The sequence below is a fragment of the Westiellopsis prolifica IICB1 genome (assembly GCF_004323185.1).
Taxonomy (GTDB): Bacteria; Cyanobacteriota; Cyanobacteriia; order Cyanobacteriales; family Nostocaceae; genus Pelatocladus; species Pelatocladus prolificus_A.
The window spans coordinates 480,935-502,450 of sequence record NZ_NAPS01000001.1; the positions used below are offsets into that span (position 1 = coordinate 480,935).

The 21,516-nt window shown below is 39.9% G+C and carries 11 protein-coding genes; 9 read left to right on the forward strand and 2 right to left on the reverse strand.

Annotated features, from left to right (window positions below; all coding sequences use genetic code 11):
• The first annotated feature begins 48 nt into the window (after positions 1 to 48).
• The 5 genes from B4U84_RS02110 to B4U84_RS02130 all read left to right on the forward strand — a co-directional run bounded on the left by B4U84_RS02110 (position 49) and on the right by B4U84_RS02130 (position 5,777).
• Positions 49 to 933, forward strand: coding sequence for a glycosyltransferase family 2 protein (locus B4U84_RS02110; RefSeq protein ID WP_131115275.1), 885 nt, complete (start codon positions 49 to 51; stop codon positions 931 to 933).
• Positions 934 to 970: 37 nt separating this feature from the next.
• Positions 971 to 2,125 carry a glycosyltransferase family 4 protein gene (locus B4U84_RS02115; RefSeq protein ID WP_131115277.1) on the forward strand — a complete coding sequence of 385 codons (1,155 nt, stop codon included), beginning with the start codon at positions 971 to 973 and terminating at the stop codon, positions 2,123 to 2,125.
• Between the two features lie 210 nt (positions 2,126 to 2,335).
• A complete protein-coding gene (locus tag B4U84_RS02120) occupies positions 2,336 to 3,370 on the forward strand; it encodes a glycosyltransferase family 2 protein (RefSeq protein ID WP_131115279.1) in 1,035 nt (344 codons plus the stop codon).
• A complete protein-coding gene (locus B4U84_RS02125) occupies positions 3,367 to 4,326 on the forward strand; it encodes a glycosyltransferase family 2 protein (protein ID WP_131115282.1) in 960 nt (319 codons plus the stop codon). Before B4U84_RS02120 ends, B4U84_RS02125 begins: the two co-directional genes overlap by 4 nt.
• A gap of 20 nt (positions 4,327 to 4,346) precedes the next feature.
• A complete protein-coding gene (locus B4U84_RS02130; RefSeq protein WP_131118665.1) occupies positions 4,347 to 5,777 on the forward strand; it encodes an O-antigen ligase domain-containing protein in 1,431 nt (476 codons plus the stop codon).
• Between the two features lie 108 nt (positions 5,778 to 5,885).
• Here the strand turns inward: B4U84_RS02130 and B4U84_RS02135 are convergent, their stop codons facing one another.
• The gene (locus tag B4U84_RS02135) at positions 5,886 to 8,045 is read right to left on the reverse strand and encodes a methyl-accepting chemotaxis protein (protein ID WP_131115284.1); all 2,160 of its coding nucleotides are present in this window, start codon (positions 8,043 to 8,045) and stop codon (positions 5,886 to 5,888) included.
• Between the two features lie 1,118 nt (positions 8,046 to 9,163).
• Between B4U84_RS02135 and B4U84_RS02140 the strand changes: the two genes are divergently transcribed.
• The gene (locus B4U84_RS02140) at positions 9,164 to 11,761 is read left to right on the forward strand and encodes a tetratricopeptide repeat protein (RefSeq protein WP_131115286.1); all 2,598 of its coding nucleotides are present in this window, start codon (positions 9,164 to 9,166) and stop codon (positions 11,759 to 11,761) included.
• On the opposite strand, the gene B4U84_RS02145 is transcribed toward B4U84_RS02140, so the two are convergent.
• Entirely contained in the window at positions 11,750 to 12,274 is a 525-nt protein-coding gene (locus B4U84_RS02145) for a COP23 domain-containing protein (protein ID WP_131115289.1), read from the reverse strand. The genes B4U84_RS02140 and B4U84_RS02145 overlap by 12 nt on opposite strands.
• 140 nt (positions 12,275 to 12,414) lie before the next feature.
• On the opposite strand from B4U84_RS02145, the gene B4U84_RS02150 reads away from it, so the two are divergent.
• The 3 genes from B4U84_RS02150 to B4U84_RS02165 all read left to right on the forward strand — a co-directional run bounded on the left by B4U84_RS02150 (position 12,415) and on the right by B4U84_RS02165 (position 21,368).
• Complete coding sequence (locus B4U84_RS02150) at positions 12,415 to 16,569, forward strand: two-partner secretion domain-containing protein (protein ID WP_131115291.1); 4,155 nt, start codon at positions 12,415 to 12,417, stop codon at positions 16,567 to 16,569.
• On the forward strand, positions 16,559 to 18,322 hold the full coding sequence (locus B4U84_RS02155) for a ShlB/FhaC/HecB family hemolysin secretion/activation protein (RefSeq protein WP_131115293.1): 1,764 nt from the start codon (positions 16,559 to 16,561) through the stop codon (positions 18,320 to 18,322). Before B4U84_RS02150 ends, B4U84_RS02155 begins: the two co-directional genes overlap by 11 nt.
• A 361-nt stretch (positions 18,323 to 18,683) precedes the next feature.
• Positions 18,684 to 21,368, forward strand: a complete 2,685-nt coding sequence (locus tag B4U84_RS02165; protein ID WP_131115295.1) for a CHAT domain-containing protein — start codon at positions 18,684 to 18,686, stop codon at positions 21,366 to 21,368.
• Positions 21,369 to 21,516: the final 148 nt, after the last annotated feature.

Genomic DNA, 21,516 nt, shown 5'->3' on the forward strand with positions numbered 1-21,516 from the left:
CCGATCCCCTTCCCCCGTTCCCTATTCTCAAGTTATAGGTAAAAATAAATGCGAATTTCCGCTTGCATCACAACTAGAAATCGTACAGAATCCTTAGATATTTGCCTCAAAGCACTTTGGAATTCTCAAGTAAAACCCCACAGGGTTGTTGTTTCTGATGACTCTAGTGATCCACAAGTACAAGAAGCAAACTACCAAGTTGTTCAGAAATATCCAGGTACAAATTATATCCAGGGACCTCGTCGTGGTGTTTGCGCTAACCGCAACAATGCAGTAAATGCAATTCCAGAATCGGAAACTGATTTTGTTGCTTTTGTTGATGATGATATTTGTGTGCAGCCAGAATTTTTTAGTGTGGCTATAGAAAGATATTCGCAGATGTCAACCCAGGAAAGAAATCAGACTATCCTGACAGGTACTAGCAAAAACGAATATGCCCACTTTGTACCAGCTAGACTCACTTTTCAAGGACATTTTTCACCCACTGATGATACTCCTCAAACTGTTGTTATTCACGCTACTGTGTTTCCCAGACATTTTTTGACCCAAGAACAATGGGATGAAAATATCTTTTTTGGTTATGAAGATGCTGAACTTGCTCTGAGGGCAATTAAGCGTGGTTACAAGATTTTATATTGCCCAGAATTAAAAGCTGATATTTATCCAGTAAACAGTGTCTTGGCAACTGGTACATCTGATCTGGATATTGGTGGCTTGAATTATTATGACTTAAATATTGAAGCGGCTCGTCTTTACATTGGTATTAAACGCTATAAAGATTTGTTCCCTAACCCTTTAAAATTGATAGCTTTTCTGCTTATATACTTTTTACAAATGTCAAGATATTTATTTAAAAACAAAGCTATCCAAGCTTGGCCGGAAATTATTCGACGTTCTCGGATTCAAAGATTATTACTGCCATCTGGAATTTAAGAGTTAAGCAGAAAATTGATTTTAGAGGATAGTGAACGTGAAACTTTGCATTGTTACCCACAATGTTGTCAAAGGTAATGGTCAGGGTCGAGTTAACTATGAAGTTACCTGGGAAGCAATTCGTCGGGGTTATGATGTTATCTTGTTAGCCAGCCAAGTGGCTCCAGAGTTACAGCAGCATAGCCAAGTCAGATGGATTAATATTCCTGTTAAAGGCTGGCCGACAGAAATTTTTCGCAATATGATTTTCTCCTGGCGGAGTGGTCATTGGCTACGTCAACACCGAGGTGAATTTGATGTAGTCAAAGCTAATGGTGCAATTACAACAGCACCTGCTGATGTGAATGCAGTGCATTTTGTTCACAGCTCTTGGTTGAAATTCTCTGCTATTGGGGCTAAACCAAAGTCACTGAAGAATTTACTAAATACACGGGGAGTTTTATACGATTTTTACCAATGGCTGTATACATCGATGAATGCACGTTGGGAAAAATCAGCTTTTGAGCAAGCACAGGTAGTTATAGCTGTATCTGATAAAGTCGGAAAGGATTTATTGGAAATAGGTGTGCCACCAGAACGGTTGCAAGTAATTTTTAATGGTGTTGACCTGCAAGAGTTTTCACCCGGAGTGAGCGATCGCTCACGATGGAATCTCCCCCAAAATGTACCCCTGGCGCTGTTTGCGGGAGACATTAGAATTCCACGCAAAAATTTGGATACGGTTTTACATGCCTTAGTGAAAGTGCCAGATTTACATTTAGCAGTTGCGGGAATTACGGAAGGTAGCCCCTATTTACAACTAGCTGCATCCTTGGGGTTAAATGAGCGAGTATATTTTCTGGGACTTTGTGATGATGTCCCGGAGTTAATGAAAGCGGTAGACTTTTTGGTCTTTCCTTCCCGCTATGACCCTTTTGGATTAGTGGTGATTGAGGCTATGGCTTGTGGTTTACCTGTAATTACTGCGGTAACTACCGGTGCAGCAGAACTGGTAAAACCAGAAGCAGGGATTGTACTGTCAGATCCTAATGATACAGAAGCTTTAGCACAAGCACTATCATTTTTGGCGAGCGATCGCACCTTACGTAGTCAAATGGGTCAGGCTGCTCGAACTCTTGCTGAACAACATAGTTGGCAATTAATGGCAAAGAGTTATGTGGATGTATTTGAAGAGTTAGTTAAATCATCTTAAAGATCAAAAGAAGTAGCAGGAAATAGGACTAATCAACAGGAAGATTAACTTGATTTATTCCTAACAAAAAGATATCTATATTGAATAAACCACAAAAAGTACAAAATTCAGGGATTAATAAGTATTTTTTGAAATGGTGAGAGGCAAATTAAGTTATTTTCACCCTCTCTAGTTTTAACTTCCACATTCCTATTTTTATAATATTCTCTTATGCAAGAATTACCATCAGTTGCTATTTGTATCCCTACTTATAACCAAGGGCAGTATTTACTAGAATCTGTAGGTACAGCCTGCGCTCAAACTTATCCGAATGTAGAAGTTTGGGTTGCTGATAATGCCAGTACTGACAATACACCAGAAGTGATGGCGCAATTATGTCAGCAATTTCCCCAAATTCGTTATCACCGCCATCCAGAAAATTTGGGCATGACTCCTAATTGTAATTGGGTTTTGAGTCAGCCAAAAACCGATTATGTCATCCGTCTTGATTCCGATGATGCGATCGCACCTCGTTATGTCGAGACTTTAATTGCTCTGATGCAAAAATATCCAGAAGCTGGTTGGGGTCATGTTGCTACTCAGGAAATTGATGAACGGGGACAAAAACACAGCATCCGCAGAGTAGTGAGAAAGCATGAGTTTCAAAGTGCAGATGAAGCCCTACAAGCGTCAGTATCCGGTTTACGGACGGCTTCTAGCATTTTTATGTTTAAAAGTCAAGCTTTGCGAGAAGTTGGGTTTTATGGCGATGGTCGCCTCAAGTACAGTGAAGACTATGATTTAGCAGTGAGAATGTCTGATGCTGGTTATGGCAATGTTTATTCAGATCAAATATTAGCCGATTACCGCGTTTGGACTGACACCAACAAAATACGTCCCAAGCGTAAAGGCGATCAACTGCAAGCTTACATTTGGATTTATAACAAAAGCTTTATCCCTGCTTTTCAAAGAAGAGGTTGGGATACCAAAATAATTGACAAATTTCGGCAAAAGATGGCGTTGATTCATGCTGCTGCTTGTTTTTCTCCAATTTTCACCGCAGATGAACGAGCAGAACTGATTAGTTTATTAAAAGAATTAGGTGATTCGCCAGCATTACGGTTACGTCTTTTAGCTTGCTCCTGTGGTCTTGCTCCCATATTTGATTGGCAACTCCACATGACATTAAAGTTAAAAGGTGTAGTTAAAGGCTGGTTAAGTCGGCTCAAGAATACTTCTAAGCTCAGTGCAGGTGTTAGCTCGTGATCACAATCAGCGTCATGATTCCTACCTACCGTCGTCCCCAGGATTTGGCGCGGTGTCTGAGAGCATTAGAACAACAAACTCGTAAACCAGAGCAAGTTGTAATTGTAGTGCGTGATACAGATAATGATACCTGGGCATTTCTCAAAGATTATCATCCCACAGGCTTCAAATTAGAAGCAGCAACAGTTACAGTCTCTGGTGTCGTGGCGGCGATGAATGTAGGTTTAGATACAACCACTGGAGATATCATCGCCATCACTGATGATGATGCTGCACCCCACCAAGATTGGTTAGCGCGGATGGAAAGCCACTTTTTGTCTGACGATCGCATTGGTGGTGTTGGTGGACGAGATCTGGTGTATGTGGGTAATGAACTCATCTACCAAGGCGTGTCGGAAGTAGTAGGGAAATTACAGTGGTATGGACGTGTAATTGGTAATCACCATACTGGTAAGGGTACAGCGCGAGAAGTAGACGTACTCAAAGGCGTGAATATGGCCTATCGTCGTAGTGCGATCGCAGGATTGCGCTTTGATGAACGTATGCTTGGTACAGGCGCTCAAGTACACTTTGAACTAGCATTTAGCTTGACAGTTCGGAGTCGGGATTGGAAACTCATCTATGATCCCCTGATCAATGTGGATCATTACCCAGCCCAACGCTTTGATGAAGATCAGCGCAATAACTTTAACCACCTTGCCTGGAAAAACGCTGTACATAATGAAACTCTAGCTCTACTGGAATATTTACCACCTCTGAGGATAGTAGCATTCATGGTTTGGGCTACACTTATTGGTACACGCAAAGCTTTTGGTTTGCTACAACTACTGCGATTTTTGCCAAAAGAAAAAACTTTAGCATGGCAGAAATGGTTGGCATCTATGCAAGGACGCGCCCAGGCTTGGCAGACTTTGTTGTCCCACCAAAGCTTCATCTCATCAGAGAAAGCCCAGTAAATTTAAAAATCCAAAATCGAATGACTTATAGGCAGGGTAATTTGACTAGTTACGCAACAACAAGCTCAGAGCAACCACAACAGTCACTACTAGGTTGGTTAGCAATTGTGGGGCTAGTGCTGGTTGTAGTGGTATCTATTTTCGCTGCTGGTGCAGCCGCTCGCCCAATTTATCTAGTAGGTACTTTTGGTGTAGGGGTTTTTCTCTATCTACGGTATCCCCTCCTTTACATCAGCTTGACTTGGTGGATGTGGTTTATTACACCCTTTGTCAGTCGTCTCATAGATTTCCGTAGTGGTTTTGATCCTAGCCGTTTTTTATTAATATCACAGTATTTAATCACCCTTCTCACCTTACATACCGCCTTAAAAAACCTTCCCCAATCTGCTCGCAAAGGTGGAATGCCTTTTGTACTAGCCTTTTTGGGTGTATTTTATGGCTTCTTGATTGGATTTGTGAAAACTACACCTTTCACCGCAGCTAGGGGTATGTTGGATTGGTTAACCCCGATTAGTTTTGCTTTCTATATATTTTTCAATTGGCGAGAATATCCTCAGTATCGTCAAGCCATTATCCGTACCTTTGTTTGGGGGGTTTTGGTGACAGGTATTTATGGTGTATTCCAATTTATGATTGCTCCAGAGTGGGATAGATTCTGGCTAGAAAGTACAAGACTCACAAGCTTTGGAGATCCTGAACCTTTTAGATTAAGGATTTGGAGTACGATGGCGTCACCTGGCCCTTTTGCCAGCATGATGATGACGGGCTTGCTGTTGTTATTCACCAGTAGTGAATTTGTACGTATTCCAGCCGCAGCAGCTGGTTACTTGGCGTTTCTGCTGACGATGGTGCGGACTCTGTGGGGATGCTGGGTAATAGGAACCGTAACCTTGCTGTCTTCCCTCAAACCACAAATCCAAATGCGACTGATGATAACTGTTGTGATCATGGCTATTTGTGTTGTACCATTAACCACAATGGAACCATTCGCTGAAGTTATTGCTACCCGCTTAGAAACTTTTGCCAATCTTGAAGATGATAACAGCGCTCAGGTTAGGCAAGGGATTTATCGAGATGGTTTGGGTAAGGCGATGACTAATATTTTAGGTAACGGCATCGGCAATACATTCATTGTGAATGAAAAGGGCGTTTTAGAACCAATTGTGATCGATAGTGGGATTTTGGATATGTTTTTCACCCTCGGTTGGTTTGGCGCTATCTTTTATTTGGGTGGATTGATTCTGCTGTTGTTTCAAATCTTTCAATTCTCAGAGCCTCGCTTCGATCCTTTTATGGCTGCGGCGCGTGCGATCGGTCTTGCCAATTTTGCTACCTTACCCCTTGGTAGCGGTATGCTAGGAATTTCCGGTATGATTCTTTGGGGATTTATGGGTATTGTCTTGGCAGGACATAAGTATTACGTGGGTCAGCGAAATTCTGGCAGAAGTTAACTGTTATATTATGTTCGCGTAGATAGATTCAGGTTTGTTTGCAAGCGATCGCCTTAGATAAGTCAGAACACTCAAACTACTGGTGAGGGTCTTATTTGTCATTTGTGATTACTGAATCTTGAAATTTTTCACAGTTGCTGCCAATTGTTGAGAAATTCCCACGGTTTGCTGCAATGATTGAGAAATGGAACGTGATGATTGACTAGTTTTTTCTGAGACTTGGGAAATTTCTGTGATTAATTTGGTCACTGCTTGCGATGTTTTGACTTGAGAAACTGTCGCTTGAGAAATTGATTGTACTAAATCATCAATTTGATGAGAAACTGTAAGAATTTGGTTAAGGGAGACTTTAGCATCTTCGACGATGCGAGAGCTTTCCACTACCTGGGTAGTTCCCTGTTCCATTGCTTTGACAACTTCGTTGGTTTCCCGTTGAATATTTTCGACAATCTGTTTAATTTCTTGGGTAGCGTCAGAACAGCGTGCTGCTAATTCACCAACTTCTGTTGCAACTACCATAAAACCTCGGCTCCCTTCACCTGCTCTAGCAGCCTCTAACCCAGCGTTGACTGCTAATAAGTTGGTTTGCACAGCAATCTCGTTAATTAAGGAAACTATTCGAGAAATTTGTTCTGAAGAATCGCCAAGACGTTTGACTTTTTTGGCTGTGTCGTCAATAGTCGATCGCAAGTTAAAGATTTTTTGTACCGTCAAATCCATTGCTGTTTCACTTTTTTGAGCAGTATAAGAAGCTGTATGGGCAATTTCGGCAGCTTTTTGAGCATTAACTGCAACATCTGCAATGGAAAGTGTCATGCGTTCGACACTATCGAGGGTACGGTTAATTTCCAGCGCCTGTTTGATGGCTTCGTTAGCAAGTTGGTAGATTGCACCTTCGTTTTCACCAATAGCTGTATTCACATGAATTGCACAGGTTTTGACTTTGTTGACTATTTCTCTAAGATTCTCAACTATGCTGTTGAAAAAGTCTGCTATTGTCCCAATTTCTCCTTCGGTAACTTCTGCATACACCGTCAAATCACCTTTGGATGCTCCTTCGATATCTCGTAGCAGTTTGACAATTTGTCGTTGTAATGATTCTTTTTGTTGACTCTGCTCGATCGCAATCAATTCTGCACGAGAACAGGCTTTTTCGGACTGTTCCAACACATATGCTTGTTCGAGGGCGTAACCAATGGGAATTGCAACCTGCTTAAACAAATCAATTTCTGATGCTTGCCATTGACGAGGACTAGAACATTGATGAGCAATCAGTAAACCATATAACTTATTATTGAGCAAAATTGGTGCGACTAAATTCGCTTGCACTTCAAAAGCTGCAAGTTGACGAATGTGACATTGGGTTAAACCTGCTTCGTAAATATTTTCTATAGCTTGGACACGGCCTTTTTGATACTTGTGTATATAATCTTGGGCAAAACAAGGATCTGCAATCTCTGCACCCAAGGCACTTGTCCATTGGTCGTTAACAGACTCAGCTACAATTGTTCCTACCCAGTTTTGAGCAAAGCGGTAAACAACGACTCGATCTACTTGAATTGCTGATCGCATGGTTGTTACTGCTACGTTTAAAATTTGTGCAGTGTTGAGCGATCCACGAATGCGAAGGGTAATGCTATTGATTTGTTTGGCAATTATGGCTTCATTTTCTTGCTGTTCTGCTTTTTGGGCAATTTTTTCTGCCATTTGATTAAAAGCCACAACTAATTCTCCGATTTCGTCGTTAGCGCGAATCTTGACTCTGACAGAGCGATCGCCATTTGTCAATTTTTGCATGGCGTCTTTGATCTGTGTGATTGATTGAACGGTATTGCGCTTCGATATATATGTTCCAATTCCAATCACAATTGAGCCAAAAACTCCTGTCAGGCTGTATTGCAGCCAATTTGAACTGAGTAAACTTTGCAGTTTAACTGGTTTAGTTACCTGCATCAAAACAGCTACTGACTGATTTTCCCTGCTTACAGGGACATTTCTTTTATTTGTGACAAAAGTGATAGTATGAACTTCTGATTTTGCCTGTTTAAGTGATTGAGTCTGAAAACTGCGATTAATGATTACAGTCGAGCTAATACCTAACCCAACAATCAAACCTAATTGATACAAAATTAAAACTGTCAGATTATTGCTGCTGATTGGAAAAGTGATAAATCTCTGCCATCGAGATTTTTGTAATTTTGAAGTCGTCGCTTTGGTTTGTGTCGGTCTAAAAATATTTTGGTAATGACTGCGATGAAATTTAAACATTAATCCTGTGTTCCAATGAAACTAAAATATCTCATGCAATTTAAAATAATTTCCATACATCACTAAGTCCATCTGTGATGTTTTTTAATTTTAAAAAGCAAAGATTGATAAGTAAGTCGGTGGGAATAAATCGAACTATGTTAATGAATGTAAAAAATTGGGAATTAATTTCGTAGTAAGGACTTCAGTCCTTATTTGAGGACTTTAGTCCTCACTACAAACCTTGAATTATTTCCGCCGTTCTACTTAATATCTATGAGGTTTTCTATTCAAGTAATACCAATTTAATGTGAAGCCACACTAAATGAATAAACTTCCACTCTTGGCGATCCACCTTACGGTAGACACGTAGACGCTTCTGCGGCTTCCGTAGGTAGTGGCTTCTGAAAGTAGCCGCTTGCGCGTCTAAGGCTTCTACCGTTCCGGTAGGCGCGTAGCGGCTTCTGCATTAATTGAGGGGAACACACTATAAATCAAAAAATAGAAGCACCCAATGTTGGTATTTTTAGCTTGTTAAGCTTTGAACTTCAGCCTAATAATTAATATCATTTTACATGAATACTGATTTTAAAGTATTTTGGAAATTTTTTACAACTATTTTTCCGCATTATCGAATAAAGATAATTCTAGTTGAAGTTTTTACCTTAGAGGATGTTTGAAAACTTTAGGGCGAATATAATTCGCTACTACACAAGCACGATACGTAGCAGCTTCCTGAAAGGAAGTCCACGGAGGTGGACTAATGAAAAATTCAGGATGTTAACCCGCGCAGGTGGGTTTTGCTTCTCGTCGCCAGGGCTAGTATCTGTGTACCACGATATCTTGAAATTTTATGTGACACAGAACACTAACTTCTGATGCAGAAACAAATAATTGCTTATAATGAGTGTTTTGTCAATATTTTTTTGTAGCTTTTTTATATACGTAAGTATATTTAATATTCACAACATATGGATAGATGCCAGAACTCAAATAGAATGGTTATGAGAAAGTAGCTTACATGAGCTGTGTACACCAAAATAAATCAAATACTTCACTGCTTCTCCTTGGTAAGGACACAGGTGAAGTTAGTTTAAAATCAGGTTAAAGCCCTAAAGACAAACTTAAATTGAGCAAGTTTGAACTCAACGAAAGTCACAGACTATCGCTTCTCAAAACAAACCGAGTTACTAAATCGGGGGTTAGCAGTGCAACAGGAAAACATCCAAGAATCTAATTCTCATCATCAATCTAGTGTGAAATTGAGTTGGGTTCACCAAGATTTAGCGCATTTGCGACCTTTTATTCGCAGTACCATCAAATTATTCAAATTAGGTGAAAAAGCTAGTAACCCAGAAATATTAGTACAAGAAGTGCTGGCTTGGACAAGCGCTCAACCTTTACTTACCCAAAAAGTTTGTCAGTTGCTGTCTGATTATAAAACTTTTATTACTGCTGGTGAAGAAGCCGCAGTCGTTGAGCAGTTAATACAAAATCACTTGATAGCAAATTGGGAAACTCAAATCGCTGCTGAACATTTACAGACAATTCACGACGGTTTAGTTGCTAATCAAAAATATAATTCGATATGGTTGCTGCGATTGTATCAGCAAATTTTGCAACAAGGAGAATTACTAGTTCACGATAGTCCAGTTCAAACAGAGTTGTTGAACTTAGGGTTAGTAGTTAAACAAGAAAATAAATTAAGAATATCAAACCGCATTTACCTATCTATTTTTAATTTGAATTGGGTCGAGCAAGAATTAGGACGTTTGCGACCCATGATTCACAACACTACTAAATTATTTAAACTAGATAAAAAAGCAACTCATCCAGATGTTGTACTCGAACAAGTATTTTTTTGGACAGGCGCTCAATCTTTTTTAACCCAAAAAGTTTGTCAATTGCTCTGTGAGCATGAAAATTTTATTCCTGCTGGGAAAGAAGCAACAATAGTTGAGCAGTTAGTACAAAATCACTTGATTACAAATTGGGAAAGTCAGATAGCTGCTGAACATTTGCAAGTAATTCAACAAAGTTTAGTCCAAAATCAATTCTGCAATCCTACACAACTACTAAGGCTATATCAGCAAATTTTACAACAAGGACAATTATCGGCTCAAGACAATCCCATCGAAACAGAGTTATTGAATATAGGAATAGTAGTTAAACAAGACAATAAATTAAAAGTAGCTAACCGAATTTACCAATCTATTTTTAATTTGGATTGGATCAATCAACAATTAGAGCAATTACAACCTTTGATCCAAAATACCATTAAAATTTTTAATTTAAATGAGAAAGCTAGTAACCCAGAAACATTAGTACAAGAAGTGCTGAGGTGGACTGGTTATCAGCTTTTTTTGACTAAAAAGGTTTGTCAATTGCTGTTTGAATATACAAATTTTATTGCTGTTGGAGAAGAAGCATCCACAGTCGAAAATTTGGTGCAAAATCGCTTGATTAAAAATTGGGAAAGTCAGGTAGCTGCTGAACATTTGCAAAAAATTTACGACGATTTAGTTGGGAATCAAAAATGTAATCCAATATGGTTGTTGAGAACATATCAGCAAATATTACAACAGGGAAAATATTCACTTGAAGATGACTTAGTCGAAACAGAGTTATTGAATATAGGAATAGTAGTTAAACAAGATCATAAATTAAAAGTAGCTAATCGGATTTATCAATCTGTTTTTAATTTAAACTGGGTTGAGCAACAGTTAGCAAATATAGCTGAGGTTTCACCTGCAATCAATTCTAGAATTAATACTAAAAAATCATTGATAGCAATTGCTATGCTTGAAGCCAGAAATTGGATTTCCAATCCCAGAAGCTTCATGTTGAGAGTGATTTGGTTGTTGCTAGCAATAGCTGGATTTAGCGCACTTTGCTTCAATATTTATAAAAATATAGAGGTAAGTATTATTTTTCAAGAAGGTAATGAACTGTTTAATCAAGGAGAATATAAAAAAGCGATCGCCAAATATGACAAACTTTTAAACATCGATAGCAACTACTATCAAGCTTGGACTAACCGAGGTTATGCACTCGCTGGCTTACAAGAATATAGCAAAATGTTAGAGTCTTGCTCTACAGCTACAATTATAGAACCAAAAGCCGTCTATGCTTGGAATTGTCAAGGAGAAGCACTATATAACCTCCAACAATATTATGAGGCGATCTCAGCTTTTGATTCAGCCTTGACTCTTGACACCAAAGACCCTGTATTTTGGATTAATAAAACTGAATCGTTATTAGCATTAAAACAATTTGATACAGCACTGGTGACTATTGATGAAGCAATTGGTCTGCTCCAAGAAAAGCAAAAACTGAATCCCCCAGAAAACATGACCAGAGAATTAGCAATTGCTTTTAGTCATAAAGGTAAGGTCTTATGGCACAAAAAACAATATAAAGAAGCACTTACTGCTTTTGATCAGGCTTTAGTCAACGATCCAAAATATTTTACTGCTTTGCGGGGGCGGGGTTTAGCATTCCAAAGTTTAAAGCAGCACAAACAAGCGATCGCTCAATTTCAACAAATATTGACTCAATCTCGTCTGACAGATACTCAAAAAGCAGAAACTCTATACTACATAGGAATAACTTATTGTCAGTCTTCCCAAGTTGATGAAGGACTCGCTGCTCTCGAAGCAGCTGTCAAACTTAAACCAGACTACCAAGCAGCAGAGCAAGCAAAAGGTAATTGTACTCGATCAGGTTCAAAATCTTAACCACCGAGGTTTGATATCAGTGTAAATTTTACCAACAGTCCTAGAATCAGGGGGTTGTGATTGCTTAAAATCACTACCAAGCATTTGGTATAAAGCTTGAGAAGAATTTACCTTTTCATTCAGGGTGAATAATACCTGAGCGCTGTAATGATTGCAACCAACACCCCTGCGTTCTACAGCACAAATTACAGGTTGAGCGTTGGATTTGTCGTTAGTGAGGTATTTGGCACGACCTGTTTGATATAGTGCTTGCAAAGTCTGAGCTGTTTTCTCACAGTTTTGCACCGCAGCTTGGGATGAAAAATATTCAGGTGGGAAACTCAAAATATTTAAATCTTTGACGCTTTTTTGCTCGGAAAAGCTAGCAACCACTGTAGGTATAGCAGTATTTGTCTTACACGTCACCTTCATGGTATATGCAACTTTGCTGGGTTGAGCAACCACTGCTACAGCGGGAGATGCAAGTATGGAACTTACTCCTAGTATAGTGAGCCAAGATAAGCGTTTGTTCATTTTAAAGTTGCTTCCTTAAATATTGACTAAAAATTTAGTCTTACTATACTATTTTTTAGTTAATTTTACTTAAGTAATACACAAAAAGAGAACTAAAATAAGTTTCAATTATCTTCATCTGTATAATTTTATTTTTAAAGATGGAACAGGTAAATAGATGTCTTTTATTACTCTTTAAAACCGCTATCAGCTATCTATTTGCTGGTAATTTAGTTCAAGCCCAAATTTCTCCAGACGGAACTGTACCAACTAGTGTCAATCAAATTAATAATATCTTTGAAATTACTGGAGGGACACAAGCTGGGAGCAACCTATTCCATAGTTTTCGAGAGTTTTCCGTGCCTACTGGCAGCGAAGCTTTTTTTAGAAATACTGCTAATACTAATAGTAATAGTATTGTCAACATTATCAATCGAGTCACAGGTGGCTCAATTTCTAATATTGATGGATTAATAAGAGAAAATTATGGAGCAAATTTAATTTTGATTAATCCTAGTGGGATTAATTTTGGTCCTAATGCCCAACTAAATATAGGCGGTTCTTTTTTAGGAAGTACAGCTAATAGTATTAAATTTGCTGATGGCACAGAATTTAGTGCTACAAATCTTCAAAATTCACCATTATTAACAATTAGTGTGCCAGTTGGTTTACAATTTGGTCAAAATCCAGCAGCAATCAACGTTCAAGGTCAGGGTCACAATTTATCAGTTGAAAGTCAAATTTTCTCACCTTTTACGAGGGGCGATACTACCGGGCTAAAGGTACAACCTGGTCAAACTTTAGGTTTAGTAGGCGGAGATATCACCTTAGATGGGGGTGTGATCACAGCAGCAGGAGGACGAATTGAATTAGGTAGCGTCGGTGGAAATTCTTTCGTTAATCTTGCTGCTAACCCTGGTCAAGTTTGGAGTTTGGACTATACAGGAGTGTCTAGCTTTAAAGATATTGACATGCGATCGCGCGCGATTACAGATACTAGTGGAGTTGGTAGCAGTTCTATCCAGTTACAAGGTAGAAATATTACACTTCAAGATGGATCAGCCGTATTAATTCAAACCCAAGGTACACAATCAGCAGGAAACATCAACGTCAATGCATCTGAATCTTTGCGATTAATTGGTACCACACCAGATGGGCGAATTTCCACCAACATATTTGCTGAAACCATTGGAGGTGGCAAAAGCGGAGACATCAATATTATAACTGGGCGCTTAGTAGTTCAAGATGGAGCAGTTATATCTGCTGCTACTTATACTCCTGCTCCTGGTGGTAATATCAGTATAAATGCTGCTGAGTCTTTAGAAGTACTTGGATATTCATCAGTAAATCCCAATCGTTTTAGTACAATTTCTGCTGCAACCTACGGCGCTGGAAATGCGGGAACACTTACAGTCTCAACCAAACGTGTCACAGCAACAAATGGAGGTAACATTGCATCGATCACAGCTGGAACTGGCTCAGGTGGAAACGTCATTGTAAATGCATCTGAGTTAGTCGAACTGATTGGATTTACCCCATTTGTCTTTGCACCTAGCCAGATTACCGCCGGTACAGGAGGCCCCGGTTCAGCAGGTAATGTGACGATTGATACTCAGCGTTTGGTTGTTAAAGATGGAGGTAGAGTAGATGCTTCCACCTTGGCGAGTGGTCCAGCCGGAAGTATTACAATCAACGCTAAAGAAGCAGTAGAAGTCAGTGGTACAGTCCCAGGATCTGTCAATCCCAGTCTGATTGTCTCCTCTGCTAATACCGTTGATCCCGCCTTGCAGCAATTATTAAGACTGCCTCCCTATCCTTCTGGAGCCTCTGGAGATGTGACAATTAACACAGGTAAATTACTTGTTACAGACGGCGCTCTCATTACAGCAAGCAATAATGGGTTTGGAGCCTCTGGAAACATCAGAATCAATGCTCGTTCGGTTTTTCTGGATCAGGGAGGAAGTATCACATCGGAATTGGGTTCAGCAAATGCCATAGGACAGCCTGATGTTTTTTCTCCGATAACTTTACCAGTTCCCAAGGGTGGGGATATTGCAATTTCAACCCAACAATTAGATATCCGGGGTGGGGCTAAAATATCTACTAGCACTTTTAGGGATGCAATAGGCGGCAATATTAATGTGGATGCTCCCGAATCAGTGCAAGTGTTTGGAGTTTCACCGATAAATCCTGCATTGCAGAGTTTGATTAGTGCTTCAACTTTCGGTTCCACCAATTCGGGAAATGTGACTATTTCAACGGGGCGATTGAGCGTTGTTAACGGGGGATTAATCACCGCCGGTACCTTTGGAACTGGTTCTGGGGGAGATGTAACCGTTAATGCAACTGAATTAGTAGAAGTTACTGGAGTAGAACCATCCCGATTCTTACCAAGCATCGTCGCAGTTTCAACATTCAATGCTGGGAATGCTGGCAACTTGAGTATCACCTCACCTAAAGTTGTAGTTCGGGGTGGTGGTAAAATAGATGCTTCCACTTTTGCAAGTGGTTCAGCAGGAAATGTTACCATCAACGCTCCCCAATCAGTAGAGGTGACTGGCACAGTCCCAGGGAGTCGCAATCCTAGTTTGATTGGTTCCGCAGCCATTATTGAGAACGAAACCATTCGACAGATTCTTGGAGTACCTCCTGTCCCAAGTGGAGCGTCTGGAGATTTGATCATTAACACAGGGAAGTTGAGTGTTACTGATGGAGGGTTGGTGACAACGAGTAATCAAGGTTCAGGAATATCCGGCGACATCAAAATTAATGCTCAGTCTATTTTTCTTAATAGTGGTGGTGGTATTAGATCAGAATTAGGAGGAACCTTCGGAGGAGGACAACCTACTTTCTTTTCTCCTTTCACTGTTGGAGGTGACATAGGCGGAGATATTAATATTTCAGCCCAAGAGTTAATAGTTAAGAATGGTGCTGGTATTTCAACTGCTACCTTTACGAATGCAGCAGGTGGTAATATCAATGTGGATGTTTCAGGCTTAGTGCAAGTAGACGGGTTTGCACCTTTCAATCCTAACGCGCTTAGTTTGATTGCTAGTTCTACGTTTGGTTCTGGACGCTCAGGAAATGTCAATCTTTCCACTGGGAAATTGCAGGTTCTCAATGGAGCGAGGGTAGGCGCTGGTACTTTTGGAAGTGGCTCTAGTGGAGATATTACCGTTAATGCCACAGAATCAATACAAGTTATTGGTAAAGAACCAAGTCAATCAGTAGGTAGTTTAATTGGTGTTTCGACGCTGAATATCGGTAATGGTGGTGACTTGACTATCAATACACCAAAACTGATCGTCCAAGATGGCGGTAGAGTTGATTCTTCGACTGCTGCTAGTGGTTCAGCAGGAAATGTTACTATTAATGCTTCTAAATATGTTGAGGTTGATGGTAAATCCAGTCTGATCAGTGCTGGTGCAAATATTGAGAGTGAAATTGCCCGACAACTTTTTAGATTACCGCCTGTTCCGAGTGGTTCATCTGGTGACGTGACAATCAACACACCAAAATTGAGGATTACAAATGAAGGTCAAGTGAACGCGAGAAACCAGGGAACAGGTAATGCGGGCAGTGTCAGAATTAATACTAACTCTACTTTTTTGGATAACAGAGGTAGCATCACAGCGGCAACCACATCTGGTGAAGGTGGTAACATTTTCTTGCAAACGAATTCCCTAGAAATGCGCCATGGTAGCCAGATATCTGCGGAAGCAGGCGGCAGTGGTAACGGTGGTAACATCACGATTACTGGCTTTAGTCCGGCTGACTTTGTGGTGCTATTAGAAAGTAGCAAAATCACTGCTAATGCATTTCAGGGTAGGGGAGGAAATATCAATATTAATACACAAGGTCTATTTGTGTGTCCAGAATGTCAGATTAGTGCTAGTTCTCAGTTAGGGGTAGATGGGCAAGTAGAAATTTTGACACCAAATACTAGTACAAATCAAGAAGTTCTTGACTTGCCGCAGGAGATTAATAAACCTGAAGAAGTGGTAGCACAAGTCTGTCCGGCGGACAGAAAACAGGGACAGAGTCAGTTTATTATCACTGGGCGGGGAGGATTGCCACCTCGACCAAGCGAACCACTCAGTAGTGAAGCATTACTGAGTTTTGAATCTTACCCGAGTCAAGCAGAAAAGATTTCTGGTAGAGCGATCGCCACCAAAACCAACCAAACTCAACAATTACCACCAATCGCCAGAGGTTGGTATATTAACTCCAAAGGTGCAGTCATCCTCACAGCAGCTACACCTACATCTTCCCCCTACAATTCTGGATTAAGTTCATCGTCATGTCATGCTAATTAGAAAGAACTTACTGAGACGTAAAGAGGCCAGAATCCGGGGACACAAATTCTCTTCATCTACCACCCTCTCCCTACTCTCTCTACTCTTCACTACATCCTCTGCTTGGGGACAGCCCATAAATCCGGTGACGCCAACACCAGAACCACCCCAACCCCAGCCTCTACCACCTTTAGAAAAACCACTCCAGGTTCCACCGACACCACCACAAACCCCTGACGAAATCCAGAGTGTACCAGGCACAATTGTTGTGCAGAAATTTGAGTTTATTGGCAGTACAGTTTTTAGTCAACAACAGTTACAGCAGGCGACGGCTGATTTTGTTGGTAAATCGATTACCTTTGCAGAACTGCTGCAAGCTGCAAATCAAATCACTCAACTTTATCTGCAACAGGGGTATATTACATCTGGAGCCTACATACCTAGTCAAGAAATCCAATCGGGGATCGTTAAAATTCAGGTATTAGAAGGTAGCTTAGAAGACATCAAAGTTAACATAGTCAAAGGGCGGTTAAGTTCAAATTATGTGCGATCGCGCATTGCGATGGCTGGTTATAAACCTTTGAACATTAATCGCCTACAGGAATCACTACAATTATTACAACTCAATCCTCGGATTGAAAGATTAAATGCCGAACTCACAGCTGGTACCAAACCCGGTACTAATTTATTAGAAGTAACAGTTTTTGGGGCAGATACTTTTAATACCCGCCTGATGTTAAATAACCACCGTAACCCCAGCATCGGTACTTTTGAACGTGGTATCGACATCTCAGAAACTAGTTTGTTGGGATTAGGAGATGAATTTACTTTTGGTTATCGCAATACTGATGGTAGCAACAGGTTTGAGGGTAGTTATAATTTTCCAGTCAATCCCCGCAATGGCACTATTGGTTTTACCTACCGGATCACCAACAACAAAATTATCGAAGCACCTTTTGATGATTTAGATATTAAAGTAGATTCTCGCGAGTATGAATTTACCTTTCGTCAACCAGTTATTCAAAAAGCAACCCCTCAACTTAGTCAAGAACTTGCTCTTAGTTTTGGGTTTGCAAGACGAGAAACCAACTCCTCTATTCTGGGAGTAGACTTTCCCGTTTTCTCTGGTGCAGATAACAACGGAGAAACCCGAATCTCAGAATTAAACTTTACTCAAGAATGGTTACAACGTGGTAGCCAAGCCGTCTTAGCTGTAAATTCTGAAATTAGCTTGGGTGTTAATGCTTTTAATGCCAGTGTTAGTGATGATGAGCCGGATAGCCAGTTTTTAGTTTGGCGGGGACAAATGCTGTATTTGCGCCGCTTGACACAAGCAACATCAAAATCAACAATCAGTCCTAGCCTACTGTTGCGTTCCAGCGTCCAGCTAGCCAGCGATTCTCTAGTTCCCATCGAGCAATTTAGTATCGGCGGTCCCACAACCGTACGCGGTTACCGTCAAGATGCCTTAGTTACAGATAACGGCATGATTGCCTCCGTAGAAGCACGACTACCGATATTCCAGACACGACAAAATAAGGGAGTTTTACAGATTGCACCATTTATTGATTTTGGTATCGGTTGGAACACAGGTAGAGACAGTCCAGATCCGAATACCTTGGTAGGGTTGGGATGTGGTTTACTTTGGCAGATGGGAGAAAATTTTTCCGCCCGCTTAGACTGGGGTATTCCTTTAATCGATATTTCCAATTCAGAGGGTAGAACATGGCAAGAAAACGGCGTGTATTTTCAATTGGAATACAAACCTTTTTAATGTTGGTGACTTGTTATTTGCGATCGCGTAGCAGCTGCTTTGTAGGATCGCTTTCACGTTTGTGGTGAAAATCGTCTCATTCATAAGCAACGTCGCGATGTTAGTGGCAAACGTCACGATGTTCTTTATGAACAAGACGATGTTGACCACAAACGTCGCGATGTTGACCACAAACGTCACGATGTTGACCACAAACGTCGCGATGTTGACCACAAACGTCACGATGTTGACCACAAACGTCGCGATTTTTTGCTTGTAGTAAGGGCTTTAGCCCTTATTTTGAGGACTAAAGTCCTCACTACGAACTTAAAGCATGTGCATCTATGGTCGATTTATATAACCCGATTGAGGTAAAAAGCTTATGATAATTAAAAAATACCGTCGTCTAATTATCTTATTGATTTCAGTCCTATTTGGATTATTTTCTACTTTAAGTCTTCCAGCTTGGTCGAATTCCAAATCAAATCAGGCGCTACAATTGGCACAGCAAGGACAACAAAGCTATAACATCGGTAACTTTGATCAAGCAATTGAGCTTTGGCAAGCAGCAGCTCAAGCTTATCAGCAAATGGGTGACAAAGAAGGTGTGACAAAGAGTTTGATTAATCAATCCCAAGCTTTGCAAGAATTAGGATTGTATCCCAAGGCTTGTAAAACTCTACTCCAAGCCTTTGCTGTTGCTAATCCCACATGTAACCCTGACCAGATAGACAAGTTTCTCACAAAAATTGCCCAACAGCAAAATTCTCTTTCACTTATCCAGGCTACTGGTTTACGTAGTTTAGGTGAAGTTTTCCGCAGACAAGGGTTGTTAGAACAGTCTCAGAAAGTTTTGCAATTGAGTTTGACAGCGCTAGAGAAATCACCCCAGTCAAGTGCGGTGTTGTTAAGTTTGGGTAACACCGAACGGACTTTAGGAAACCAAATTCGCGATCGCTGGGATTATGAACAAATCACAGCTATCATTGATCAAAAATCTGAAGATGCAGCTTTAGCACCTTACCAAAAAGCTTTCCAATACTATACACAAGCAGCAGCGGTAACTTCAGCACCAGCAATTGTCAAAACTCAAGCACAACTGAATCACTACAAACTGTTACTAGAAAATCAAAGTTGGTGGCGAGAACAAACAAATCGCCGTATTGTTTCTTGGTTGAGATTTGGTGAGTCTAAGTTAATCGCCCGTGCTAAAGATTTTTTGTCTGAGTTGGAATCAAAATTGAGTCGGGATGGACAAACTTTGCAAAGTCAAATTGAGTCTTCCTTGGCTACTATTCCTCCATCTCGTGCAACTATTTATGCTCAGATTTACTTTGCTGATACTTTGATTAATACAGAACAAGCAAACAAAGCCAAATCTATTTTGGATACAGCACTTCAGCAAGCACGGACTTTAAAAGATCAACGTGCAGAAGCTTATGTTGTAGGCTATTTGGGGAAATTTTATCAGCAACAAAAAAACTTCAGTGAAGCGATCGCTCTCACTCAGCAAGCCTTAATGTTATCTCAATCACAAAATAACACAGATGATACACGAGAAATTACGTATCTTTGGCAATCACAGTTAGGTAATTTGCTCAAACAAAAGGGAGAAAACAAAAGAGCGATCGCAGCTTACACAGCAGCATACAATACTCTCCAATCTCTGCGTACTGATTTAAATGCTAATAATCGCGATGTGCAGTTTAATTTTGTCCAAGAGGTCAAACCAGTTTATACAGAACTAGCGAATTTACTCTTAAAATCAGAACTGAGTGAAAGTGAATTGAGTTCTTTAGTAATTGCAAATCCTAATATTAACCAATCAAAATATGAGCAAAATCAACCCAAAAATCGTTTAGAATTTGCTCGTCGGGTCATCGAATCTTGGCAATTAGCAGAACTTGATAATTTCTTTCAAGACCCCTGTTCTCAAGAAACAGATGTTGCAGTTCAGATAGACGATATTGATTCTCAAGCAGCTGTTATCTACCCTATTAGTTTTCCAGACCGCTTAGAAATTATCCTTTCTTTACCAGGAAAAACCCTACAACAAGTAACCATTCCTGTTAATGAAGATAAACTTAATAACACTCTGGATAAACTTTATGACTACTTAGATAACGTCACTATCAATAACTCTGCTCGTAACATTCTATCTACTTCTAACCCAGACCCACAAGAATTGAAAGAAAATATTCAAGCAATTTTACCAATATTCGGACAGCTATATAATTGGTTAATTCAACCTTTAGAACCACAGTTAAACGCCAAACAAATCAACAAATTAGTTTTTGTACTCAATGGAAGATTGCAAAGAGTACCACTGGCAGCTTTATATAATGGTCAACAATATTTGATTGAGAAATACGGCATTGCTCTAGTGCCAAGTTTACAACTAATTGATACCAAATTCCTCAAGCGCCAAAACATCAAAGTCTTAGCTGCTGGTGTCAGTAAACAAATTCAAATCCAAGGAGAAATCTTTCCAGCATTAGTAAATGTGCCAAAAGAATTAGACGAAATCAAGCAAGCTTTTCCTACTTCTCAAAAACTTCTCAATCAAGAATTTACTACTAAAACAATTAAAAAGGAACTCAAATCCAATTTTCCTGTTGTTCACCTCGCAACTCACGGATTATTTAGTTCTAATCCTCAAAGAAATTTTATTATTACAGGAGATGGGAAAAGTATCAGTATTAATGAATTGAGTACTTTGTTAAAAGAGCAAGAAAATAATTTAGAATTATTGGTGTTAAGTGCTTGTGAAACTGCCACTGGTGATGAAAGAGCGATGTTAGGTTTAGCAGGAACAGCAGTTCGTTCTGGCGCACGCAGTACTCTTGCAACTCTCTGGCCTGTCAGTGATGCTTCCACAGCTCAACTCATGGGTGAATTTTATCAAGAATTGAAAAAACCAGGAGTACAAAAATTAACTGCTTTGAGAACAGCACAATTATCACAGTTGGAATCTATTCGCAGTCAACCTTTATTTAAGCAATTGAAATCTCTACCACCTCATCCGTATTTTTGGGCTTCTTACGTTTTAGTTGGAAATTGGCAATAAAACTTTATGAACTAACATTTAAAGTTTGTAGTAAGCACTTTAGTGCTTCAAAAAATAGGACTAAAGTCCTTACTACGAACCAAGCATTATTAATTAAAAATGTTGGTGTTGCATAATAGAGAAGTTAAATATACTGAAATATTCAATT

Coding starts and splice junctions, on each gene's coding strand:
- B4U84_RS02110 (WP_131115275.1), top strand. CDS start 49: ATGCGAATTTCCGCTTGCATCACAACTAGAAATCGTACAGAATCCTTA.
- B4U84_RS02120 (WP_131115279.1), top strand. CDS start 2,336: ATGCAAGAATTACCATCAGTTGCTATTTGTATCCCTACTTATAACCAA.
- B4U84_RS02130 (WP_131118665.1), top strand. CDS start 4,347: ATGACTTATAGGCAGGGTAATTTGACTAGTTACGCAACAACAAGCTCA.
- B4U84_RS02135 (WP_131115284.1), bottom strand. CDS start 8,045: ATGTTTAAATTTCATCGCAGTCATTACCAAAATATTTTTAGACCGACA.
- B4U84_RS02145 (WP_131115289.1), bottom strand. CDS start 12,274: ATGAACAAACGCTTATCTTGGCTCACTATACTAGGAGTAAGTTCCATA.
- B4U84_RS02150 (WP_131115291.1), top strand. CDS start 12,415: ATGGAACAGGTAAATAGATGTCTTTTATTACTCTTTAAAACCGCTATC.
- B4U84_RS02155 (WP_131115293.1), top strand. CDS start 16,559: ATGCTAATTAGAAAGAACTTACTGAGACGTAAAGAGGCCAGAATCCGG.
- B4U84_RS02165 (WP_131115295.1), top strand. CDS start 18,684: ATGATAATTAAAAAATACCGTCGTCTAATTATCTTATTGATTTCAGTC.